Consider the following 20,557-nt stretch of genomic DNA (forward strand, 5'->3'; position numbering starts at 1 on the left):
GGTACGCTCGTATGCCGAATAATGAGACCAGCGTTTCACTACGTGGACTGACGGGTCATCAGTTGCCGGACCACGGACGGTAGACCGTCAGCGCCTCCGGCAGCTTCTCCAGCGTCACCTCGCCCCCCACCTCGGTGACTTCGCCGTCGTACGCGAGCAGCGCGCCCGGCGTGACCCCGGTCAGGCGAAGTCGGCCCACCTGGACCGCCGCATGGGCCGGAGAGCGGGTCAGCGGGCCCGCGAGGGCGGCCGCGAGCAGGCGCAGGGCGGGGCGGCGCCCGCCGTGCACGACCCGTACGTCGAGCACCCCGTCCGCGAGGTCCAGGCGCCGGGCCGGGGCGAGGCCCACCCGGTGGTAGGTGCCGTTTCCGGCGAACAGCAGCCACAACGGGTGCTTGCGGCCGGCGACTTCGGCGTGCAGGGGGTGGCGTTCACTGCGCAGGACGCGAAGCGCCGCGAGTACGCCGGCCGGCCAGGCGCCGACGCGGGGCGAGAAGTGATCGCGCTGGCGCACCAGTTCCGGATACACACCCAGGCTGCAGGTGTTGAGGAACAGGCCCTGGCGTCCGTCGCAGGTGAACCGGCCCACGTCCACGCGCACGGCCTGGCCGCGCTGCACGGCCCGGCCCAGATCGCGTTCGTCCTCCACACCCAGGTCCTGCGCGAAGTGGTTCAGGGTGCCGCCGGGCAGCACCGCGAGGGGCAAGCCGTGCCGCAGGGCCACCTCGGCGGCCGTGTTCACCGTGCCGTCGCCACCGCACACGCCGAGCACCCGGGCACGGGCCGCCGCCTTCTGCATCTCGGCGCGGGTGTCGGCCGGTTCGCACTCGACGACCTCGGTGCGCGGCAGCGAGTCCAGCAGGGCGTGCACCCGGTCGGAGCTGCCCGACCCCTTGTTGGCCACCATGACCAGGCCGTCTCCGTCCGGCAGCGCCGGCACGTCCGTACGTGGCCGGGCCGGCGGGATCAGCCGTTCGCGGGTGGGCACCATGCCCCGTACGGCGAACGCGGCACCCGCACCCAGGGCCGCGCCCGCCAGCACATCGCTCGGGAAGTGGACGCCCGTGTACACCCGGGACAGCGCGACCGACCAGGCGATCGGCGCCACGACCAGGCCCCACGTGGGCGACTCCAGGGCGACACCGGTCACGAACGCGGCCGCCGAGGCGGCGTGCCCCGACGGGAACGAGGTGGTGATCGGCTGCCGCTTCAGCTGCCGGACCAGCGGTACGGGATCCAGGACCGGCCGGGGGCGGCGTACCGACCGCTTGCCGAGGGTGTTGATGGTCAGCGAGGCCAGGCTCAACGAGGCGATGCCCCGCGCCGCGGCCCGTCGGGCCCGTGGTGTGCGGCTGGCGGCGATGGCGGCGGCCGTCGCGAACCACAGCACCCCGTGGTTCGCGCTCCGGCTGAGCCGTGGCAGCACCCGCTCGGCATACGGCCAGTGCTGCTCTGCGGCGAACTCGAACAGTCGGAAGTCGAGGGCGAGGAGCCGGTCGCGCAGGACGTGCCGGCCGGGCTTGGGGACAGTGAGGTCGACGTCTGGGCTCATACAGGCCTGGGTACCCTGAAGTGCCCGCTTGGTGTCCGGCCGACGGTGACCGACACACGAAGGAACCCGCACATGCGTCTGCTCCTCGTACGCCACGGCCAGACTCCGTCGAACCTGGAGCATCTGCTCGACACGGCGGTCCCGGGCCCGGGGCTGACCGCACTCGGCGAACGGCAGGCCGCCGCACTCCCCGAGGCCCTCGCCGGTGAGGACATCGAGGCGATCTACGTCTCCACCCTGACCCGCACGCAGCTGACCGCGGCCCCGCTGGCCGCCGCCCGCGGCCTCGACGTGATCGTGCGGGACGGCATCCGTGAGGTGACCGCGGGCGATCTGGAGATACTGCCCGGCGAGTCCGAGCAGGGCGCGCTCTACATGAAGACCGTGTTCGCCTGGGCGGCCGGTGACACGGAGCTGCGGATGCCGGGGGGTGAGAGCGGGGCGGAGGTGCTGGCGCGGTTTGACGCGGTGGTTTCCGAGGCCGCCGGCCGTGGGTTCGGGACCGTTGCTCTGGTGAGCCATGGCGCGGCGATCCGTCTGTGGACGGCGGCGCGGGCCGTCAACGTGGATGTGCCGTTCGCCGCGGCGCATCCGCTGGAGAACACGGGAGTGGTGATCCTTGAAGGGTCGCCTGCGGATGGGTGGAAGGCGCTGGCTTGGGCCGGGGCCGTGGTGGCTCCTGCGGGGGAGGGTGGGCCTGCGGGGTGGGCTGTTGTCGGGGATACGCCGTAGGGGTGCCGGTTTGATGCCGGGTGCGGGTTTGTTGTGGCTGGTCGCGCAGTTCCCCGCGCCCCTTGGGGCGTTTCCGCGGCCGGTGTCGAGGCAGCCCTGGCGTTTGGGATAAGGGTTTGCCTGGGATCCCTGGCTGCCCGCAGAATTCGGCCCCATGGGACATCTGGAAGCCGCGCACCTCGAGTACTACCTCCCCGACGGGAGGGCGTTGCTCGGCGACGTGTCCTTCCGGGTGGGGGAAGGGGCCGTCGTGGCGCTGGTCGGGCCCAACGGTGCCGGGAAGACGACCCTGCTGCGGCTGATCTCCGGGGAGCTGAAACCGCATGGCGGCACCGTCACCGTGAGTGGCGGTCTCGGGGTGATGCGGCAGTTCGTGGGGTCCGTACGGGACGAGACGACCGTACGTGACCTGCTCGTGTCGGTCGCGCCGCCCCGGATCCGCGAGGTCGCCAAGGCCGTCGACGCCGCCGAGCACGCGATCATGACCGTCGATGACGAGGCCGCCCAGCTGAGGTACGCGCAGGCGCTCGCCGACTGGGCCGAGGTGCGCGGGTACGAGGCCGAGACGCTGTGGGACATCTGCACGACCGCCGCGCTCGGGGTGCCGTACGACAAGGCGCAGTGGCGGCAGGTGCGCACGCTGTCCGGCGGTGAGCAGAAGCGGCTGGTGCTGGAGGCGCTGTTGCGCGGCACCGACGAGGTGCTGCTGCTCGACGAGCCGGACAACTACCTCGACGTGCCCGGCAAGCGCTGGCTGGAGGAGCGGCTCAAGGAGACCCGCAAGACCGTTCTCTTCGTCTCCCACGACCGTGAACTCCTCTCCCGCGCCGCCGAGAAGATCGTCTCCGTCGAGCCCTCGCCCGCGGGCGCGGACGCCTGGGTGCACGGCGGCGGCTTCGGGACGTACCACGAGGCCCGGCGTCAGCGCTTCGCCCGCTTCGAGGAGCTGCGCAAACGCTGGGACGAGAAGCACGCCCAGCTGAAGAAGCTGGTGCTGACGCTCCGTCAAGCCGCCGAGAACAGCCCCGACATGGCCTCCCGCTACCGGGCCGCCCAGACCCGGCTGCGCAAGTTCGAGGAGGCGGGACCGCCGCCGGAGCCGCCGCGCGAGCAGGACATCAGGATGCGGCTGAAGGGCGGCCGTACCGGGGTGCGGGCCGTCACCTGCGAGGCGCTGGAGCTCACGGGCCTGATGAAGCCGTTCTCGCTGGAGGTCTTCTACGGCGAGCGCGTCGCCGTCCTGGGCTCCAACGGCTCCGGCAAGTCGCACTTCCTGCGCCTGCTGGCGGGGGAGGACGTGGCGCACACGGGGCAGTGGAAGCTGGGCGCGCGCGTGCTGCCCGGGCACTTCGCCCAGACGCACGCACACCCCGAGCTGATCGGCCGTACCCTCCTCGACATTCTGTGGAAGGAGCACGCTCAGGACCGGGGCGCCGCCATGTCCCGCCTGCGCCGCTACGAGCTGACCCAGCAGGCCGAACAGACTTTCGACCGGCTCTCCGGTGGTCAGCAGGCCCGCTTCCAGATCCTCCTGCTGGAGCTGGAGGGCGTCACGGCCCTGCTCCTCGACGAGCCGACCGACAACCTCGACCTGGAATCCGCCGAGGCGCTCCAGGAGGGATTGGAGGCGTTCGAGGGCACGGTGCTGGCGGTCACCCACGACCGGTGGTTCGCGCGCTCCTTCGACCGGTACCTCGTCTTCGGCAGTGACGGGCGGGTACGGGAGACGCCGGAGCCGGTGTGGGACGAGCGGCGGGTGGAGCGGGCGCGGTAGGCGTTCGCCCAGGTCAGGGGTTCGGATCTCTGGACGGGCGTGCACAGAGGGCCCAGGGGCCGGGGTGTTCGTACAGTGGATGCAGACAGGACTGAATCCAGGTCGCCGACAACGACGGCACGACGAGCGGGGCACCACCATGACTGGAGTCGACCCCGGCCGGCTGGACGACCAGCAGCTCATGAAGGAGCTGGAGACCATCCACCGGACGCGCCACGACACGCTTCTCTACGGCTCGAACGACGCACTGCGGGCCCACAACGAACGCATGGCGCAGCTGGAGGGCGAGTACCTGCGCCGCAACCCGCGCCGCACCGTGGCCGCGGGCCGAACCCGCGAGGGCGCCCGCGACCGCTGCACGTGAGTCAGACGGCCTCCTTGGACTGCCTGGCCTCCCTGGCGAACACCTCCAGGAACGTCTCGCAGAACGCCTTGAGATCGTCCGGCTTACGGCTGGTCACCAGCTTGTTCGGGCCGTGGTCGCAGATCCGCACCTGCTCGTCGACCCAGGTGCCGCCCGCGTTGCGGATGTCGGTCTGCACGCTCGGCCAGGACGTCAGCACGCGCCCGCGTACGACGTCCGCCTCCACCAGCGTCCATGCGGCATGGCAGATCGCGGCGACCGGCCGGCCCTGCTCGAAGAAGTCGCGCACGAACGCGACGGCCTTGCGGTTCATCCGCAGATAGTCCGGATTCGCGACACCGCCCGGCAGCACCAGCCCGCCGAAGGAGTCCGCCGACGTCTCGCCCACGACCGCCTGCACGGGAAACTTGTCCGCCTTGTCGAGATGGTGGAACGCCTGGATGGTGCCGGGCCTCGTCGACACGAGCACCGGCTCGTGGCCCGCGTCCACCGCCGCCCGCCACGGATGGGTGAGCTCGACCTCCTCGACGCCCTCAGGGGCGGTCAGAAATGCGATGCGCATGATGTCCCCCAGTCAGGTCCTCGGCCAGCTGCTGGACGTTGGTGTAGCGCGTCGAACGGGGCAGGCGCTCCAGCGACTCGACGAGGGCGTCGGGCGCATACCCGCGGCGCAGCTCACCCATCAGCTCCCGGGGGCTCGCCGGAAAGGCGCCGCGGCCCAGAATCCGCGCCAGCTCTAGCCGGACCGCCGCCAGGGACGCCGACGTACCCGGTGTCACCGGCCCGCCCGCGACCTGCGGATCGTCCTCTGCGGACGGCTCGGGGTCGTGCCACTCCTCGGTCCGGGTGGGGTGCCCGGACCGCAGCAACCCCTGCAGTTCGTGCTTCATCTCCTCGTCACGGTGGACGCTCAGCCGGTCACTGCCTCGCTGCATGACTCCCTCCAGATCTTCGGGACTGCGCACCGCGTACCCGGTGAGAGGGGGCCGACACAGGGTTTGCACCCCGGATGGCGGGTGACCCGGCTGCTCCGTCCGACGGCGCGCGGTGTTTGCGGGGCGGGCACGGGGGCAGGCGAACCATCAGTGCTTCGGACAGGAGGCACGTCCGTGGGAGCGGCGATTCCCGCCACGGGTGTGTCCGGTACCGGTGCGCGCCCCCACTCCCGCGGTGACCGTCCAACCCAGAGCACATCCAAGGGAGTTGCGACGCACCATGCCCACTCCAGTGAGCGCGAAGCACCACCCGCACGACGACGCCCCCGACACCGCGGCGGACTTCCGCCGGCTCGCCACGCTGCCCGAGGGACAGCAGCGCGACACGGTCCGAGAACGGATCGTGGAGGCGTGGCTTCCCATGGCCGACCGGCTCGCCGGACGGTTCCGCAGCCGCGGCGAGAGCTTCGAGGACCTGCGGCAGGTCGCCGCCCTCGGGCTGGTGAAGGCCGTCGACCGATACGACCCCGAGCGCGGCAACGCCTTCGAGAGCTACGCCGTGCCCACCATCACCGGCGAGATCAAGCGACACTTCCGCGACCACATGTGGACGCTGCACGTGCCGCGCCGGGTGCAGGACCTGCGCAACCGGGTGCGGTTCGCCGTCCAGGACCTGCAGACCGTCTCCGGCCGGCGTCCGACCACCGCCGAGATCGCCGAGCACGCGGACATGAGTGAGGCCGACGTCCGGGCCGGCCTGGAGGCGCTGGAGAGTTTCACCGCCCTGTCGCTGGACGCGGAGCTGCCCGGCAGTGATGACGGGTATTCGCTGAGCGACGCGCTGGGCTCCGCCGATCCCGCGCTGGACACGGTCGTCGACCGTGAGGCGGTCAAGCCGCGGCTTGCTGCGCTGCCTGAGCGCGAGCGGGCGATTCTGTACATGCGGTTCTTCGGGGACATGACCCAGAGCCGGATTGCCGAGCAGTTGGGTATCTCGCAGATGCATGTGTCCCGGCTGATCAGCCGGTGCTGCAGTCGGGTGCGGGAACAGGTGCTGAGTGACGTGGCCTGAGGGGCGGGATTCGCCGTAGGGGTGCGGGTGTGCTGCGGTCTGCGGGCCGTATGTCGCTTGCGGCGCAGTTCCCCGCGCCCCTCAGGGGGTTTCAGTTGCCGCCAGTCTTATGTGGCGGGACATTGTGTCCATAGCCTTCGCTTCTGCCAATGAGAACGGTGGGCGGGGGCCGCATCTGAAGAGGGTGAGTACGGCCTGTACGGCGCCGCCGACCGTCAAAGGCACGCACAGCAGAGACGTGACGTTCGCCTGGACCAGGACGGGGGCGCCGTCCGTGTCTCTGCCGAAGGCGTCCGGGTTCTCCGGGCGTACCTGGAGGGACGGGGATCCGGTGCGGGTGGTCTCTGTGATCAGAGGGCAGGTGGCCGGGTCCTGTTCCGTGAGTGCGGTCGCCTCCTTCGGCGAGGGGGCCAGCACCGTCGTACGGGACATCCGTGCGGTGCCCGTGTCGACGATCACCCAGTCGGCGAAGCGGCCGTGCAGGACCCGGGCCGCCTGCCGGACGACTGCCTCGCGGTCGCCGCGCGGTGCCGTGAGGAGGGCCGTGGTCATCTCGTCCTGGAGGTCTGTCAGGGCGGCGTGCCGGGTCGTCTCGGTGAGGTCGGGCACCTGGGGCGTCGGCATGGCGGGCGGGGCCGTCTCGCCGGGTTGCAGCACCACCAGGACCGTGGTGTGCGGCTCCCCGCTCGGGCGTACGGCGGACAGGGTCGCGTGGACCGGTACGGACGGGCGCTGCTGGAGGCGCACGGTGAGGCTGCGGTCGCCCTCGCCACGGGCCACCGCCGCGGCCTGGGAACGGAACGCCGCGCGGTCGGCGTGGGCGAGCAGACCGGTCAGCGGCCGGCCCGTCGCATAGCCCGCCCGGACGCCCGTGAACGACGTCGCCGCGAAGTTCAGCCGGCGCACCACCGCCTCCCGGTCCACCAGCGCCACGGGCAGCGGAAACCCCTGGAAGACCGCGCGCAGCAGATGCTGCTCCTGGCGTTCGGCGGACGCCGTACGGGGCTGTCCGCCCGAGGACAGTCGCTCGTACCACGGCCACAACTGGTCGGCGACATGGTCGAGTTCGAAGATGGCCGCATCCAGGACTGTCGGCAGATCTCCTCCCGACAGGGACCGCGCCGCCTTCAGCTCCGCGACGCGGCGCACGAAGTCCACGAGCTCCTCACCGAATTCGTCGGTCTGCGCCATGGGACGAACCTAGCCGCTGACAAGGCGGTTCGGGGTGGTGGGGAGCAACTGGCCTGCTCTGTTCTCCCGTTGTTTTCCCGCAGCGGGAGCGGGAACGCGCACAAAGGAGGAGGAGTTGAGGATGCCCGCTCACGAACAGGTGGATCGCTGGGGTGACGAGTCGGCCGAGGCCGCCCTTCCGGGGCGCAGGCTGTCCGAGTTGGCCGAACAGGCCGTGCGCTGCACCGCAGACTGCTGCGGGGCGAGCAGCATGGTGTGCGAGGCGGAAGCCGAACGGCCCGCCGCCGTCACCCATCCCGACCTCGCCGGACTCGTCGCCGTGCAGCTCCGCTCCGGGGACGGGCCCATCCCGGACGCGCTGGAACACGGCGGACCCGTCGACGCGGCCGACCTGCTGCACGACGAGCGCTGGCCGGAGTACCGCGCCGTGGCGCTCGACTCGGGCGTGCGGTCCAGCGTCACGCTGCCGTTCCGTCGCTCCGGGCTCACGGTGACGCTCAGTCTCTACAGCTTCCGGCCGGGCACCTTGGAGAACGCCTCGCACGGGCCCGTGCAGGCCCTCGGCGAATTCGCCGCGAGCTGCCTGGTCCGCGACCGCTCCTATCGCGCCGCGCTCACCGAGCTCGGCCACCTCGGCACCGCCCTGCGCTCCCGGCCTGTCGTCGACCAGGCGTGCGGCATCGTCATGCACGTCCTCGGCTGCGACGCCGACACCGCCTTCGGCGTACTGCGCCGCATCTCGCAGGGCACCAACCGCAAGCTGGCGGACGTCGCGTCCGGCATCGTCAGCAGGCGGGGGCGAGGGCTGGAGCGAGACCTCGCGGCGCTCATGAACTGACCAGGTGAGCCGACCCGCCCCGCGGTGTCACCCGGTCGGCCGCCCGCGTCCCGCGAATGGTGTCCGGCCGCGCGCGCCCGGACGCCGGGCGGGCTGTCATGGCTGCGGGGGCACGACCGCCGTACCCCCGCAGCCGTCGGCCGAAGGAGTTCACCCCATGCGCCGCACCGCCCGTGCCCTGTCCGTCGCCGCCCTGGTCGGTGTCGTCCTGGGCTTCGTCGCCTCGGCCGCGTGGGCGGACCCGGCCGCGGAGGTCAGCCCCGGCACCGTCTCCCCGGGCGGCAGCATCACCGTCTCGGTCTCCTGCGACCCCCTCGAAGGAAGCGCGCCCGGCGCCATCGATGCCGTCTCGCAGGTGTTCGAGGAGGGCACCGTCCAGCTGAAGCTGGTCTCCGGCAACGACGAGAAGGCGGCAGGGCCCGCCTACAGCGGCACCGCCCGTGTCCCACCGGCCGAGAACTTCGAGGGCGACCCGGACGCGGTCGGATCCGAGTCCGCGTGGACCGTCGACGGCACCTGTCCGGCGGTGTCCGGCGCGGAGGGCAAGGCGTGGAGCGCGCCGCTCACGGTGACCCGCGACAGCGGCGGTGGCGACACCGCCGGCGGTGGCAAGGATGGCGGTGGCAAGGACGGTAGTGGCGGTGGCACTGACGCCGGCGTGGGTGGCAAGGACGGCAGTAGTGGTGCCACGGACGGCAGCGTGGGTGGTAAGGACGCCACCGAAGGCGGCAAGGACGCCACGGGAGGCGATCAGGGCGGTAAGCAAGGCACCGAGAGCGGCACGCAAGGCACCGGGGGCGGTAAGCAGGGCACCGAGGGTGGCAAGGACGGTGCTGGCAGCGGCAGCCGTCGTCCGTGCACCGGGTCCGGGGCGCCGGCAGACGGAACCGCGCCCGACCGGAGTGTGCCCTACTCGCAGGACACCGAGGCCTCCTGGGACAAGGGCGACTCACACTCGGAGGACTGCGACCGCGCGGATACGGAGCACGGGGTGCAGGCCGGCGCGGGCGGTACCTTCACCGACTCCGTCCCCGCCCTGGTCGCCGGCGGCGTCCTGATCACGGGTGCCCTGGGCGGCGCGGTGTACCGGCTGCGTCGTAGGACGCCCGCCGCGGAGGACTGATGGCCAGGACGGGCGAAACCCCGGCGGGCGCCCATGGCGTGGCGCCACGATAGGTACGCGGGGCGCGAGGGGCACACGGCGCACCCGACCACGACGAACCACCCCGGCACCAGGCACAGCGCGGAGGCACCGATGCGCCGGACGGACCCCGAAGGCCACGGCCCCGTCCGGTACGGGCCGCCGCTCCCGGACGACGGGCTGCCCGTGCTGCCCGAGCTGGCCGCCGTGCTGGCCGCGGCCGCGGGGCGGGCCGAGAGCGAACCGATCGGCGGCGGCCCCGCGCTCCTGGAGGCCGCGTGCGGCTACTGGGAACGGCGTGGCCTGCCGACCGAGCCCGAGCGGGCGGTGGCCGGCCCCGGCGCCCCTGCCCTGCTGCTCGCACTGACCTTCGCGATCGGCGGCGACGTCCTGGTGCCGCGGCCCTGTGCCGCCTGGTGGGCGCCGTACGCACGCCTGCTGGGCAGACCCGTCTTCCACGTGGCGACACCGGCCGAGTGCGGCGGTGTCCCGGATCCGTACGCCCTTCTGGAGACCGTCCGCCGGGTACGCGCCGAGGGCGGTGACCCGCGGCTGCTCGTGCTGTCCGTCGTCGACGACCCGACCGCCACCGTGGCCCCGCCCGAGGTGCTGCACGAGACCCTGGAGGCGGCGACGGGCGAGGGGCTGCACCTGGTCAGCGACGAGACCTGGCGGGACACCGTGCACGCCCCGCACGACACCGTGCTGCTCAGCCCCGCCGAGATGCTGCCCGAGCAGGTCACCGTCGTCACCGACCTGGCCGGTGCCCACCTCCCGCCGGGCTGGCCGGCCGCGGTCGCCCGGTTCCCCGCGGGCGAGGACGGTGACGGCCTCCACGCGCGCGTGCTGGACGTGCTCACCGCGCTCGGCGCCCGCGTCGCCGGCCCTGTCGCCCTCGCCGCCGGGTACGCGCTGACGGAACCCGAGCCGGTCACCGCGCGCGTCACCGCCGCCGTACGCCTGCACGCGCGCGTGGCCGCCGCCGCGCATGCCGCCGCCGTAGGGGCCGGAGCCCTCGCGCGACCCCCGCAGGCCGGGCGGCACCTGTACATCGACCTCGGCCCCCTGCGCCCCGGGCTGTCCGCGCACGACGTGGGGGACGCGCAGGATCTGGAGGACTTCCTCGCCGCCCGACTCGGCATGCCCGCGCCGGGCGGGCACCGCTTCGGCGACGACCTCGGGGCGTTGCGCGTGCGGCTGTCCACCGGACCGCTGCTGGCCGGCACCGACCAGGAACGCGCGGAATGCATCGGTTCACCCACGCCGTTGGAACTGCCACATGTGCAACGCGCGTTGATCCACTTGAAGTCGGTCTTCGACGATCTCCGCGACGACGCTCAGCGATGGGAGCCTCCTCGATGACGCAGCAGTCCGAGTCGCCCACCACGCGTACGACCAGCACGAGCACGACCAGCAGGACCACGACCAACACGACCACGCAGGAAGCCGACGCTCCGGCGGGCCCGTCGCCCTTCGCGCCCCCGTCCCCCTTCGCGCCCCCGTTCCCGCCGCTCGCCGCACCCCGCCCGCTGGGCGAACGCCGGGTGTGGCCACACACCTTCCACGACCGCCTCACCGCCCCGCTCCCCGGCATCAAGGCCCTCGCCCGCTTCGCCCGCGAGGGCTCCGTACGCCCCGGCCGGGAAGGCCTCGCCGACATCCCGCGGCTCCCCTTCGAGCCGAGCCCGCTGCCCCGCGTGGACGCGCGCACGATCGCCGTCTCCTGGGCGGGACACGCCAGTTGGGTCGTGCGGATCGGCGGCCTCACCGTCCTCACCGACCCGGTCTGGTCGCGGCGCATCCTCGGCACCCCGGCCCGCATCACCCCCGTCGGCATCGCCTGGAGCGCCCTGCCGCGCGTGGACGCGGTCGTCATCAGCCACAACCACTACGACCACCTGGACGCGCCCACACTGCGCCGACTCCCGCGGGACACCCCCGTGTTCGTGCCGGCCGGCCTCGCCGGTTGGTTCCGACGCCGCCGGTTCACCCAGGTCACCGAGCTGGACTGGTGGGAGGCGGCCGAACTGTCCGGCGTCCGCTTCGACTTCGTGCCCGCCCACCACTGGTCCAAGCGCACCCTCATCGACACCTGTCGCAGTCTGTGGGGCGGCTGGGTGCTCACCGCCCCCGACGGACAGCGCGTGTACTTCGCGGGCGACACGGGCTACGGCCACTGGTTCACCCGCATCGGCGAGCGCTACCCCGGAATCGACCTCGCCCTGCTCCCCATCGGCGCCTACGACCCCCGCTGGTGGCTCAGCGACGTCCACTGCGACCCGGAGGAGGCGGTGCGTGCCGCCCAGGAGGTGGGGGCGCGGAGGATGGCGCCGATGCACTGGGCCGCCTTCGTGCTGTCGGCGGAGCCGGTCCTGGAGCCGCTCACGCGCGTGCGTGCGGCGTGGGAGAGGGCGGGACTGGACCGGGAGGACCTGTGGGATCTGCCGGTCGGTGGGTCACGTGTGCTTGACGTCGCCGGGTAAGGATCGCAACCTCAGGGGAACGAAAACATCACTTGGCAGGTCGAACCCGTCGCCAAACACTCGGTGCCACACTGATCGCAACGGTGAGTACGACCGCCGCGACCACGCCCTCCCAGGGCTCCGAGAACAGCGAGCCCCCGAGGATCCCGATCAACTGGTACGTCACCGCCCAGGCCAGGCACGCCGGAAGGTTCCCGCGAACAAACCGCCGCATCGGCCACTTCGCCAGCAGACACGCCAGCATCACCGGAAGCCGCCCCGCCGGCACCAGCCGGGACAGCACCAGCACGGCCACACCATGCTCGGCGAGCTTCTCCTGCGCCTGGGTGAGCCGTTCCTCCGGCGCGCGCGAGCGGATCGCCTCCAGCCACCGGGAGCCGTTCTTCGAGCCCATGCCGCGCCGACCCAGCCAGTACAGCGTCGCGTCGCCCAGGAACGCGGCCGTCGACGCCGTCACGAACACCAGGGCCAGCGAGAACGGCGCCGTCTGATGGAAGGCCACCACCGCCGCCGAACTGACCAGCGCCCCCGTCGGCACGATGGGCACCAGCGCCCCGATCAGCACCAGCAGGAACAGCGACGGATAGCCGATCGCCTGCTGCGTCGACTCCGGCGGCACCGTCGTCGCGGTGGCGGCCAGCATCGTCACCGGGCCACCCCCAGGCGCACGCTCTCCCCGTGCGCGAGCCGGTGCACCGATACGCCGGGCGCGCGCTCGGCCGCGAGCCGTGCGAACTCGTCGCCGGGTGCGTGGAATTCATGCGGACGTACGGCGTCCATGCCGATCGGCCAGTACGTGCCGTAGTGCACCGGCACCGCACTGCGCGGCGCGAGCCGGACCAGCGCCTCGGCCGCCCGCCCCGCGTTGAGATGGCCCTCACCGAGATACGGTCCCCAGCCGCCCACCGGCAGCAGCGTCACGTCGACCGGGCCGACGTCCTTGGCCATCGACTCGAACAGGCCGGTGTCCCCGGCGAAGTACGTGCGTGCCTCGCCCTCGATGACATAGCCGAGGGCGGGGGAGCGGTGCGGCCCGACGGGCAGTCGCCGCCCGTCGTGCCGCGCGGGAACGGCCCGTACGGTCACCCCGCCCACCGACGTCACGTCCCCGGGCGTCATCTCGGTTACCCGCAGCTGGGTGAGGCGGCGCAGGCCCGGCACCGCGCGGGGCGCGCCCTCGGGCACGAGCAGACGGGTGCCCTGCGGGAGCCTCGCAAGCGACGGAACGTGCAGATGGTCGGAGTGCAGGTGGGAGACCACGGCGACGTCCGCACGCCAGGCGTCGGGCGGCGGTAGTGCGCCCCGGCGCCGGCGCAGGTGTGCGAGCCGGCGTGCGAACAAGGGGTCGGTGAGGATGCGCACGTTCGAATCCTCGACCGTGCAGGTGGCGTGACCCCACCAGGTGATCTCCACCGGCACCTTCTTTGCCTCCTTCGCGCGACTCCCCGAAGCGTACGGGCTGGAGTATGGTCGGCGGCGAAACCCGGAGGTGAGGGGGACGCCATGGGGTCATCCGTAGTGCGCGTGACGGCGATCGCCAGTCTGACGCCGCTCGAAGAGCTGGACGCCGACCCCTTCCTGGTGGACTCCCGCAGCCAATACGCGATGTGCGCGCACTGGGCCGTCGAGCACGGGTACGTCGTCGCGCGCGAACTTCTCGTACGCGGGTTGCGGGCCGACCACAGCGTGCTGTGGGAGGGCGTCCGCCCTGGTCTCGACCTGTTCGTGGCGCCCAGCCGACGGGTACTGGAGAGCGCGCTGTCGTCCGTCGAGGCGTTCACCGCGGAGTGCGCCCGGCGCGGGGTGCGGGTGGAGACGGTGGGGCGCGCGGAGCCGTTGTACGACGCCCAGATGAAGGCCCGGGTGCACCGGAGGCTGTCGATGCCGACGGCGGGGTACGACGGCCGCTGACGATCGCGGCCGCCACCTTCGGGTAGGGGCGGCGGGGGCGAGCAGACTCGGGCGGCACAGGCGTTGTCGGAGGCGTGTGCCAGGCTGGGGCGTAGGGCCCGTACCGAGACAACGGGTCGGGACGTGAGGTGGGCTGCGCGTGCGTGGTGGGCGTTGGCGGCGGGTTGCCAGTCAGGTCGGGCGGAGCGTGGCCGTGTGGGCCGTGTCCACCGTCACCATGCTCGTGCTCGCCGGGATCCTGCCCGACTTCCAGCTCCAGTCGGCCGACGGCGACAGCGCCACCCGTATCGCCATGACCGCCGCCCTGGGCGCCGGCGCGTTCGGTCTGCTGTCCGCCCTCGTCTGGCCCCTCCTCGTACGGCTCCTGCTCCTCGTGCCCGCGCTCGTGCTCGGCCTGCTGGTGTTCTTCCTCAACGGCTCGCTCCTCATCATCGCCCTGCGCCTGGTCCCCTCCGGCGACAGTGAGGCCGCCCCGGAGACCGCCGTCATCGTCGCCGCGGTGATGTCCGCCGTCGCCTCCGCCACCGGCGCCGCCCTGGCCGTCCGGGACGACGACGCGTACCGACGCCGCCTGTACCGTCTCGCCGACCGCCGCCGCGGCGCCCTGCCCCCGGGCCCGACCAGCCCCGGCACCGTCTTCCTGCAACTCGACGGCGTCGGCCACGACGTCCTCCTCGACGCCGTAGGCAAGGACCTGATGCCCACCGTCGGCCGCTGGCTCGGCAACGGCGGCCCATCCGAGGACGGCTCCCGCCCCACCCACCGGCTCACCCCGTGGCGCACCGACTGGTCCAGCCAGACCGGCGCCAGCCAGCTCGGCATCCTGCACGGCAGCAACCACGACGTTCCCGCGTTCCGCTGGTACGAGAAGGCCGGCCGCGAGGTGATGGTCTGCAACCGCCCCACGAGCGCCGCCGAACTCCAGCGTCGCGCCATCGACCGCACCGGCCACGGCGGGCTCCTCAGTGCCGACGGCGCCAGCCGCGGCAACCTCTTCGGCGGCGGCGCCGACGAGCAGGCCCTCGTGCTGTCCATCGCGACCAGACGGCGCGGCCGGGAGAACCGCTCCCGGGCGGGCTACTTCGCCTACTTCTCCGACCCGGCCAACGCCGTGCGCACCGCCCTGTCCTTCGTCGCCGAGGTCGGCCGCGAGATCGGCCAGTCCACCCGGGCCCGCGCCCGCAAGGTCCGGCCGAGGGTCTCCCGGGGCGGCCTCTACCCGTTCGTCCGCGCCTTCGCGACCGTCGTCGAGCGGGACGTCGTCGTCGCCGCGGTGATGGGCGACATGCTCGCGGGCCGCACCGCCGTCTACGCCGACCTCGTGGCCTACGACGAAGTGGCCCACCACTCCGGACCGGCAGGCCGCGACACCGAGAAGGTCCTCGAACGCCTCGACCGGTCGCTGGCGTTGATCGAGAAGGTCGCCGAGCACGCGCCGCGGCCGTACCGCATCGTCGTGCTGTCGGACCACGGCCAGAGCCCCGGCGAGACCTTCCGCGCCCGCTACGGTCTCGGTCTCGGCGACCTGGTGCGGGCCGGCTGCGGGCTGCCCGTGCCGCGCAAGGCGCAGCGCACGCACAGCGGCGCCGAGGCCCGCGCGTCCGTGCGGGCGGCGCTGCGCCGGCCCGTCGAGGAGGGCGGCGAGCAGCACCGCCCTTCGCGCCGCCGCTCCGAACCGATCGTGCTGGCCTCCGGCAACCTCGGCCTGGTCTCCTTCCCGGACGTGCCGCACCGCATGACCAGGGAGGAGATCGAGGCCCGCCATCCGGCCCTGCTCACCACCCTCGCCAACCACCCCGGCATCGGCTTCCTGCTCGTCCGCAGCGAGGAGAACGGCGGGGTCGTGCTCGGCGCGTACGGCGCCGAGATCCCCCTGGACCGACTGGACGACGATCCCGGGCCGTTGGCGGTCTTCGGGCCGGGCGCCGCCGATACCGTCCGCCGTACGCACTCCTTCCCGAACGCCGCCGACATCATGGTCAACTCCGCCTACGACCCCGCCGACGGCGAGGTGCTCGCCTTCGAGGAGCAGATCGGCTCGCACGGCGGACTGGGCGGGGCACAGGGCAAGCCGTTCCTGCTGTCGCCGCTTGCCTTCTCCACACCGGTCGACGACGGGGAGGACCTGGTCGGCGCCGAGCATGTGCACCGTGTGCTGCGCCGCTGGCTGCGCGAATCGAACGGCCCACAGGTGCCGCTGGAGACGGAGCCGGAGGAGCGGGCCGCCTGAAAATCGGCTGCGTTCGGGGTCGCACAGGCACACACTGTTCGAGTCGCAAATCCCTCGCCCCCCAGGAGCTTTTGCCTTGCAGGCAGCCGTCACCGTCACGCCCACCCGAATCCCCGACCTCCTGCTCGGCCTCGCCACCGTGCGGCCGGTCTTCATCTGGGGCGCCCCCGGCATCGGCAAGTCCTCCCTCGTCAGGGACTTCGCCGAGTCGCTGGGCCTGGAGTGCGTGAGCCTGCTCGGTACCCAGCTCGCGCCGGAGGACCTGATCGGCGTCCCGCAGATCCGGGACGGGCGCTCGGTCTTCTGCCCGCCGGAGGCGATCGCCCGCGACGAGCCGTACTGCCTGTTCCTGGACGAGCTGAACGCGGCCACCCCGGATGTGCAGAAGGCGTTCTACTCGCTGATCCTGGACCGCCGTATCGGCAACTACGAACTCCCCAAGGGATCCATCGTCATAGGTGCCGGCAACCGGGCCACCGACAACGCCCTCGCCCGCCCCATCGCGTCCGCGCTGGTCAACCGCCTCACCCACGTCCACCTGGAGGCCTCCGCCAAGGACTGGCTGACCTGGGCCGCGAACAACGGCATCCACCCCTGGATCCTGGACCACCTCACCGACCGCCCCGACCACCTGTGGTCCAAGCCGCCGAAGACCGAGGAGCCGTTCTCCACGCCCCGCTCCTGGCACATGCTCTCCGACGCGCTGCACTCCTTCGGCCGCGACCTCGACGAGGAGACGCTCAAGGTCCTGGCCCACGGCACGCTGACGCCCACGCACGCGACCGCGTTCTGCGGCTACGTCAAGATCGTGCGCAGCCAGTACGGCATCGAGGCCATCATCAAGGGCGACGCCCGCTGGCCGCACCGTATGGAGGACCGCGACCTGCTCTACTACCTCGCCGAGTCCTTCCGCGGGCGTCTGATCAAGGAACTGCCCGTCAGCAAGGACCACATGTCCGGGAGCGGCCGGCAGACCGCGTACCGCGCCAAGTCGCTGCTGGTGCAGCTCGCGGAGATCTCCGTCGAGGTCGCCCAGAGCGTCATCGCCTCCGACGCCGACGGCAATCCGGTGCTGCCGTCCTGGTTCCTGGTGGAGGCGGCGCGTGACATGCCCCGGCTGGTGGAGGCGCGGCGATGAGCCGCGGCGGCGGCAAGGGCGGCAAGGGGAAGAAGAAGCGGGACCTCGCGGCGGAGGCCTTCACCGAGGGGCTGCGGCTGGTGCGCGCCAACCCCGCGCTGGCCGCCGTCGAGTTCGACGTCTGCCGCCACGAGGAGTGCCGACTCGCGCCCCGCGACGGCCTCGTCCGCGTCGACTCGGACGGCATCGTGCACGTCCACCCCGAGCGCATCGCCGAGCCCCCTGCCTGGGCCTGGGCGATCGCTCACGCGGTCCTGCACCTCGGCTTCGGTCACGTCCCTTCCAGGAAGGGCACGCCTGTGCAGCCCGACCGCGCCGACCTCGCCGCCCGTTGCGTCGCCGTCAATCGCTTCCTGCTCACCTTCCCGGTCGGCAAGGCCCCGGACCACCTGCCGCTGACCTACCCGGACGGCGACGAGGAGCAGCTCGCCGCGCCCTGGCGGCGCGACGGCGTCCCGGCCGCGTACGAACGCTGCGGCACGGCGGGCCCGGAGCCCGACCAGCTGCTCGTGGAGTGGCAGGGCTGGTTCGGGTCCCCTCCGGACCATCAGCTGGCGTTCGCGACCGCGCTCACCCGCACCGTCTCCACCGCGATGGACCTGGCGGGCGGCCGCCGCGACTCCATGGACGGCGAACCGGTCAAGAAGCGGCCCTGGCAGTGGGCGCTGGAGTGGTTCATCACCTCCTACCCCCTGCTCGGCGGCATCGCGGCCGGCATCAAGCTGGTCGCCGACGCCGAACTCGCCCGCGCGCACGGCATCGCCGTCGCCGCCGTCAACGCCGAGGCCGGCGAGATCTACATCAACCCGCTGCGGACGTTCGAGGACGAGGAGTGGCGCTTCATCCTCGCCCACGAGATGCTGCACGCCGCCCTGCGCCACGGCGACCGCTGCGGCACCCGCGACCCCTACCTCTTCAACGTCGCCTGCGACTACGTCATCAACGGCTGGCTGCGCGAGATGCAGATCGGGGAGATGCCCCAAGGGCTGCTGTACGACGCCCAGTTCACCGGCCTGTCCGCCGAGGAGGTGTACGACCGGATCGTCGGCGACCTGCGCCGGATGCGTCGGCTGGCCACTCTGCGTGGCAAGGGCCTCGGCGATGTGCTGGGTGCCCCGCTCGGCCCGCCCGGCGACCACGTCGACCTCGACGAGTTCTACCGCCGGGGCCTGTGCCAGGGCCTCGACCTGCACCAGCAGCAGGAGCGCGGCTTCCTGCCCGGCGGCCTGGTCGAGGAGATCCGCGCACTCAGCCATCCGCCGCTGCCGTGGGACGCCCGACTGGCCCGCTGGTTCGACGAGTTCGTGCCACGTCCGGAGCCGGTGCGCACATACGCCCGTCCCGCACGCCGCCAGGCGTCGACCCCCGACATCCCGCGCGCCGGCCGCTACTTCCCGCCCGAGGAGATCGCCCGCTGTACCTTCGGCGTCGTCCTGGACACCTCCGGATCCATGAACCGCGTGCTCCTCGGCAAGGCGCTGGGCGCCATCGCCTCCTACGCCGAGGCCCGGGACGTCCCGGCGGCACGGGTGGTGTTCTGCGACGCGGGGCCGCACGACGCGGGGTATGTGCCGGTGACGGACATCGCCGGGCGGGTCCGGGTGCACGGCCGGGGCGGTACGGTCCTGCAGCCCGGGATCGACCTCCTCCACCGCGCCGACGACTTCCCGCCGGGCGCGCCCGTCCTGGTCATCACGGACGGCTGGTGCGATGTCCTGCGGGTGCGGCGCGAGCACGCGTACCTGATTCCGCAAGGCCGTCGCCTCCCGTTCACCCCGCGTGGGCCGGTCTTCCGCGTGAGTTGAGCCGGAGTGTGATCGGATGGGGGCACGGGCCCAGGAGAACGGGCCCCCACGCGAAAGGAAGAATCGTGGCAACCACGCGCTCCGCACACACCGTCTGGGAAGGCAACCTGCTCGAGGGCAACGGTGTCGTCAACTTCGACTCTTCCGGTGCCATTCAGGCGCAGCCGGTGACGTGGGCCTCGCGGTCCCAGGACGCGAACGGCAAGACCAGCCCGGAGGAGCTGATTGCCGCCGCGCACTCCAGCTGCTTCTCCATGGCGCTGTCGCACGCCCTGAACGGTGCCGGTACTCCGCCCACCAAGCTGGTCACCTCGGCCGACGTGAACTTCCAGCCGGGTGAGGGGATCACGGGGATTCACCTCACCGTCGAGGGGACGGTGCCGGGGATCGATGACGAGGCGTTCGTCGCCGCGGCGGAGGATGCGAAGAAGAACTGCCCGGTCAGCCAGGCTCTGACGGGGACGACCATCACGCTCTCGGCGAAGTTGGCGTAGCGCTTCATCGGGGGTGCGGCGTGGGGAGTGCCGCGACAGGTCGTTTGCCGTCTGCTGCGTCGTTGTGGCTTGTCGCGCAGTTCCCCGCGCCCCTTTGGCGGCGTTGCCGTACCCCCTCTTCGAAAGTTGATCCACCATGCCCTCACGCCCCGCCGTCTCCGCCCACCGTGGTGGTACCGAGCGTGCCGGTGCCGCCACCTGGCCGGCGTATGAGGATGCGCTGCTCAGTGGGGCCGAGTACGTCGAGTTCGACATCCGGCGGACCGTGGACGGGGTGTTCGTCGTCCATCACGATGCCCGGGTCGGTCGTATCGGACCACTCCTGTCCCGGATCACCTACGCCGAGCTGTGCGCGCGTGCCGGATACGCCGTGCCCGTCGTCGATGACGTCATGGAGCTGATCGGCGGGAAGATCGAGGGGCACCTCGATCTGAAGGAGACCGGGTACGAGCGGGAGCTGGTCGAGCGGGCTGTCGCGTTGCTCGGTGTGGACGGGTTCGTCGCCACGACCTTGGAGGATCGCTCCGTCGCCGCGATCTCCCGGGACTTTCCGCGGGTGCGGACGGCCCTGTCGCTGGGGCGGCACCGTGCGGAGGTCGGGTTGGCGCGGCTGGTCGGGATCAGGCTGAGCGAGCTGCTGCCGATGCGGCGTATCCGCGCCTGTGGTGCGACCGGGGTCGCCGTGCACCAGCGGCTCGCGCGCGCCACCGTGCTGCGGGAAGCGGCCCGGCACGGACTGTTCACCATGGTCTGGACCGTCAACGAGGACCGGCAGATGCGTGCCTTCCTGGCCGACTCGCGCGTCGACGTGCTGATCACCGATCTGCCCCGGCGGGCCCTGGCCCTCAGGGGCTGAGCGCCCGCTCAGGCCTTGTTTGGCGCCCGTCCCCTGGATCA

The 20,557-nt window shown here is 72.3% G+C and carries 20 protein-coding genes; 14 read left to right on the plus strand and 6 right to left on the minus strand.

Annotation, left to right across the window (positions count from 1 at the left end):
* Positions 1-58: 58 nt before the first annotated feature.
* Positions 59-1,552 (minus strand): bifunctional phosphatase PAP2/diacylglycerol kinase family protein, encoded by a 1,494-nt coding sequence (locus BLU79_RS12795; protein ID WP_093905821.1) that lies wholly within the window; start codon positions 1,550-1,552, stop codon positions 59-61.
* 72 nt (positions 1,553-1,624) lie between these two features.
* Between BLU79_RS12795 and BLU79_RS12800 the strand changes: the two genes are divergently transcribed.
* The 3 genes from BLU79_RS12800 (at position 1,625) to BLU79_RS12810 (ending at position 4,422) form a co-directional block, all read left to right on the plus strand.
* The gene (locus BLU79_RS12800; protein ID WP_093905822.1) at positions 1,625-2,284 is read left to right on the plus strand and encodes a histidine phosphatase family protein; all 660 of its coding nucleotides are present in this window, start codon (positions 1,625-1,627) and stop codon (positions 2,282-2,284) included.
* 154 nt (positions 2,285-2,438) lie between these two features.
* Complete coding sequence (locus BLU79_RS12805) at positions 2,439-4,058, plus strand: ABC-F family ATP-binding cassette domain-containing protein (RefSeq protein WP_093905823.1); 1,620 nt, start codon at positions 2,439-2,441, stop codon at positions 4,056-4,058.
* A gap of 139 nt (positions 4,059-4,197) precedes the next feature.
* Positions 4,198-4,422, plus strand: a complete 225-nt coding sequence (locus BLU79_RS12810) for a DUF6158 family protein (RefSeq protein ID WP_256333279.1) — start codon at positions 4,198-4,200, stop codon at positions 4,420-4,422.
* Position 4,423: 1 nt separating this feature from the next.
* Here the strand turns inward: BLU79_RS12810 and BLU79_RS12815 are convergent, their stop codons facing one another.
* Together BLU79_RS12815 and BLU79_RS12820 are read right to left on the minus strand one after the other, a co-directional pair.
* Positions 4,424-4,984: a type 1 glutamine amidotransferase domain-containing protein gene (locus tag BLU79_RS12815; RefSeq protein WP_093905824.1), complete on the minus strand. Its 561-nt coding sequence runs from the start codon at positions 4,982-4,984 to the stop codon at positions 4,424-4,426.
* Entirely contained in the window at positions 4,956-5,357 is a 402-nt protein-coding gene (locus BLU79_RS12820) for a DUF2795 domain-containing protein (RefSeq protein WP_093905825.1), read from the minus strand. Before BLU79_RS12820 ends, BLU79_RS12815 begins: the two co-directional genes overlap by 29 nt.
* A gap of 280 nt (positions 5,358-5,637) precedes the next feature.
* Between BLU79_RS12820 and BLU79_RS12825 the strand changes: the two genes are divergently transcribed.
* A complete protein-coding gene (locus tag BLU79_RS12825) occupies positions 5,638-6,429 on the plus strand; it encodes an RNA polymerase sigma factor SigF (protein WP_093905826.1) in 792 nt (263 codons plus the stop codon).
* 81 nt (positions 6,430-6,510) lie between these two features.
* Here the strand turns inward: BLU79_RS12825 and BLU79_RS12830 are convergent, their stop codons facing one another.
* Positions 6,511-7,620 (minus strand): PAS domain-containing protein, encoded by a 1,110-nt coding sequence (locus BLU79_RS12830; protein WP_093905827.1) that lies wholly within the window; start codon positions 7,618-7,620, stop codon positions 6,511-6,513.
* Positions 7,621-7,741: 121 nt separating this feature from the next.
* Here BLU79_RS12830 and BLU79_RS12835 point away from each other — a divergent pair, with 121 nt between their 5' ends.
* From BLU79_RS12835 to BLU79_RS12850, 4 genes are all read left to right on the plus strand, one after another.
* Positions 7,742-8,458, plus strand: coding sequence for an ANTAR domain-containing response regulator (locus BLU79_RS12835; protein ID WP_093905828.1), 717 nt, complete (start codon positions 7,742-7,744; stop codon positions 8,456-8,458).
* A 157-nt stretch (positions 8,459-8,615) separates the two neighbouring features.
* Entirely contained in the window at positions 8,616-9,581 is a 966-nt protein-coding gene (locus BLU79_RS48195; protein WP_177000979.1) for a hypothetical protein, read from the plus strand.
* 132 nt (positions 9,582-9,713) lie between these two features.
* Positions 9,714-10,961, plus strand: a complete 1,248-nt coding sequence (locus tag BLU79_RS12845; RefSeq protein ID WP_093905829.1) for an aminotransferase class I/II-fold pyridoxal phosphate-dependent enzyme — start codon at positions 9,714-9,716, stop codon at positions 10,959-10,961.
* Positions 10,958-12,082, plus strand: a complete 1,125-nt coding sequence (locus BLU79_RS12850) for an MBL fold metallo-hydrolase (protein WP_093905830.1) — start codon at positions 10,958-10,960, stop codon at positions 12,080-12,082. The genes BLU79_RS12845 and BLU79_RS12850 overlap by 4 nt, the downstream gene beginning before the upstream one ends.
* Positions 12,083-12,110: 28 nt before the next feature.
* Here the strand turns inward: BLU79_RS12850 and BLU79_RS12855 are convergent, their stop codons facing one another.
* Both BLU79_RS12855 and BLU79_RS12860 read right to left on the minus strand, forming a co-directional pair.
* Positions 12,111-12,725 carry a DedA family protein gene (locus BLU79_RS12855; RefSeq protein WP_371131859.1) on the minus strand — a complete coding sequence of 205 codons (615 nt, stop codon included), beginning with the start codon at positions 12,723-12,725 and terminating at the stop codon, positions 12,111-12,113.
* Positions 12,726-12,727: 2 nt separating this feature from the next.
* Entirely contained in the window at positions 12,728-13,501 is a 774-nt protein-coding gene (locus BLU79_RS12860) for an MBL fold metallo-hydrolase (RefSeq protein ID WP_093905832.1), read from the minus strand.
* An 84-nt stretch (positions 13,502-13,585) separates the two neighbouring features.
* On the opposite strand from BLU79_RS12860, the gene BLU79_RS12865 reads away from it, so the two are divergent.
* The 6 genes from BLU79_RS12865 to BLU79_RS12890 all read left to right on the plus strand — a co-directional run bounded on the left by BLU79_RS12865 (position 13,586) and on the right by BLU79_RS12890 (position 20,516).
* On the plus strand, positions 13,586-13,993 hold the full coding sequence (locus tag BLU79_RS12865) for a hypothetical protein (protein WP_093905833.1): 408 nt from the start codon (positions 13,586-13,588) through the stop codon (positions 13,991-13,993).
* Between the two features lie 193 nt (positions 13,994-14,186).
* Positions 14,187-16,223, plus strand: a complete 2,037-nt coding sequence (locus BLU79_RS12870; protein WP_177001013.1) for a phage holin family protein — start codon at positions 14,187-14,189, stop codon at positions 16,221-16,223.
* A gap of 76 nt (positions 16,224-16,299) precedes the next feature.
* Positions 16,300-17,361: an ATP-binding protein gene (locus tag BLU79_RS12875; RefSeq protein WP_093905835.1), complete on the plus strand. Its 1,062-nt coding sequence runs from the start codon at positions 16,300-16,302 to the stop codon at positions 17,359-17,361.
* Entirely contained in the window at positions 17,358-19,166 is a 1,809-nt protein-coding gene (locus BLU79_RS12880; RefSeq protein WP_093905836.1) for a vWA domain-containing protein, read from the plus strand. The genes BLU79_RS12875 and BLU79_RS12880 overlap by 4 nt, the downstream gene beginning before the upstream one ends.
* 65 nt (positions 19,167-19,231) lie before the next feature.
* A complete protein-coding gene (locus BLU79_RS12885) occupies positions 19,232-19,660 on the plus strand; it encodes an OsmC family protein (protein ID WP_093905837.1) in 429 nt (142 codons plus the stop codon).
* Positions 19,661-19,796: 136 nt separating this feature from the next.
* A complete protein-coding gene (locus BLU79_RS12890) occupies positions 19,797-20,516 on the plus strand; it encodes a glycerophosphodiester phosphodiesterase family protein (protein ID WP_093905838.1) in 720 nt (239 codons plus the stop codon).
* Positions 20,517-20,557 lie beyond the last annotated feature (41 nt).

Source organism: Streptomyces sp. cf386 (genome assembly GCF_900103585.1).
Classification (GTDB): domain Bacteria; phylum Actinomycetota; class Actinomycetes; order Streptomycetales; family Streptomycetaceae; genus Streptomyces.

Coding starts and splice junctions, on each gene's coding strand:
- BLU79_RS12795 (WP_093905821.1), bottom strand. CDS start 1,552: ATGAGCCCAGACGTCGACCTCACTGTCCCCAAGCCCGGCCGGCACGTC.
- BLU79_RS12800 (WP_093905822.1), top strand. CDS start 1,625: ATGCGTCTGCTCCTCGTACGCCACGGCCAGACTCCGTCGAACCTGGAG.
- BLU79_RS12805 (WP_093905823.1), top strand. CDS start 2,439: ATGGGACATCTGGAAGCCGCGCACCTCGAGTACTACCTCCCCGACGGG.
- BLU79_RS12810 (WP_256333279.1), top strand. CDS start 4,198: ATGACTGGAGTCGACCCCGGCCGGCTGGACGACCAGCAGCTCATGAAG.
- BLU79_RS12815 (WP_093905824.1), bottom strand. CDS start 4,984: ATGCGCATCGCATTTCTGACCGCCCCTGAGGGCGTCGAGGAGGTCGAG.
- BLU79_RS12820 (WP_093905825.1), bottom strand. CDS start 5,357: ATGCAGCGAGGCAGTGACCGGCTGAGCGTCCACCGTGACGAGGAGATG.
- BLU79_RS12825 (WP_093905826.1), top strand. CDS start 5,638: ATGCCCACTCCAGTGAGCGCGAAGCACCACCCGCACGACGACGCCCCC.
- BLU79_RS12830 (WP_093905827.1), bottom strand. CDS start 7,620: ATGGCGCAGACCGACGAATTCGGTGAGGAGCTCGTGGACTTCGTGCGC.
- BLU79_RS12835 (WP_093905828.1), top strand. CDS start 7,742: ATGCCCGCTCACGAACAGGTGGATCGCTGGGGTGACGAGTCGGCCGAG.
- BLU79_RS48195 (WP_177000979.1), top strand. CDS start 8,616: ATGCGCCGCACCGCCCGTGCCCTGTCCGTCGCCGCCCTGGTCGGTGTC.
- BLU79_RS12845 (WP_093905829.1), top strand. CDS start 9,714: ATGCGCCGGACGGACCCCGAAGGCCACGGCCCCGTCCGGTACGGGCCG.
- BLU79_RS12850 (WP_093905830.1), top strand. CDS start 10,958: ATGACGCAGCAGTCCGAGTCGCCCACCACGCGTACGACCAGCACGAGC.
- BLU79_RS12855 (WP_371131859.1), bottom strand. CDS start 12,725: ATGCTGGCCGCCACCGCGACGACGGTGCCGCCGGAGTCGACGCAGCAG.
- BLU79_RS12865 (WP_093905833.1), top strand. CDS start 13,586: ATGGGGTCATCCGTAGTGCGCGTGACGGCGATCGCCAGTCTGACGCCG.
- BLU79_RS12880 (WP_093905836.1), top strand. CDS start 17,358: ATGAGCCGCGGCGGCGGCAAGGGCGGCAAGGGGAAGAAGAAGCGGGAC.
- BLU79_RS12890 (WP_093905838.1), top strand. CDS start 19,797: ATGCCCTCACGCCCCGCCGTCTCCGCCCACCGTGGTGGTACCGAGCGT.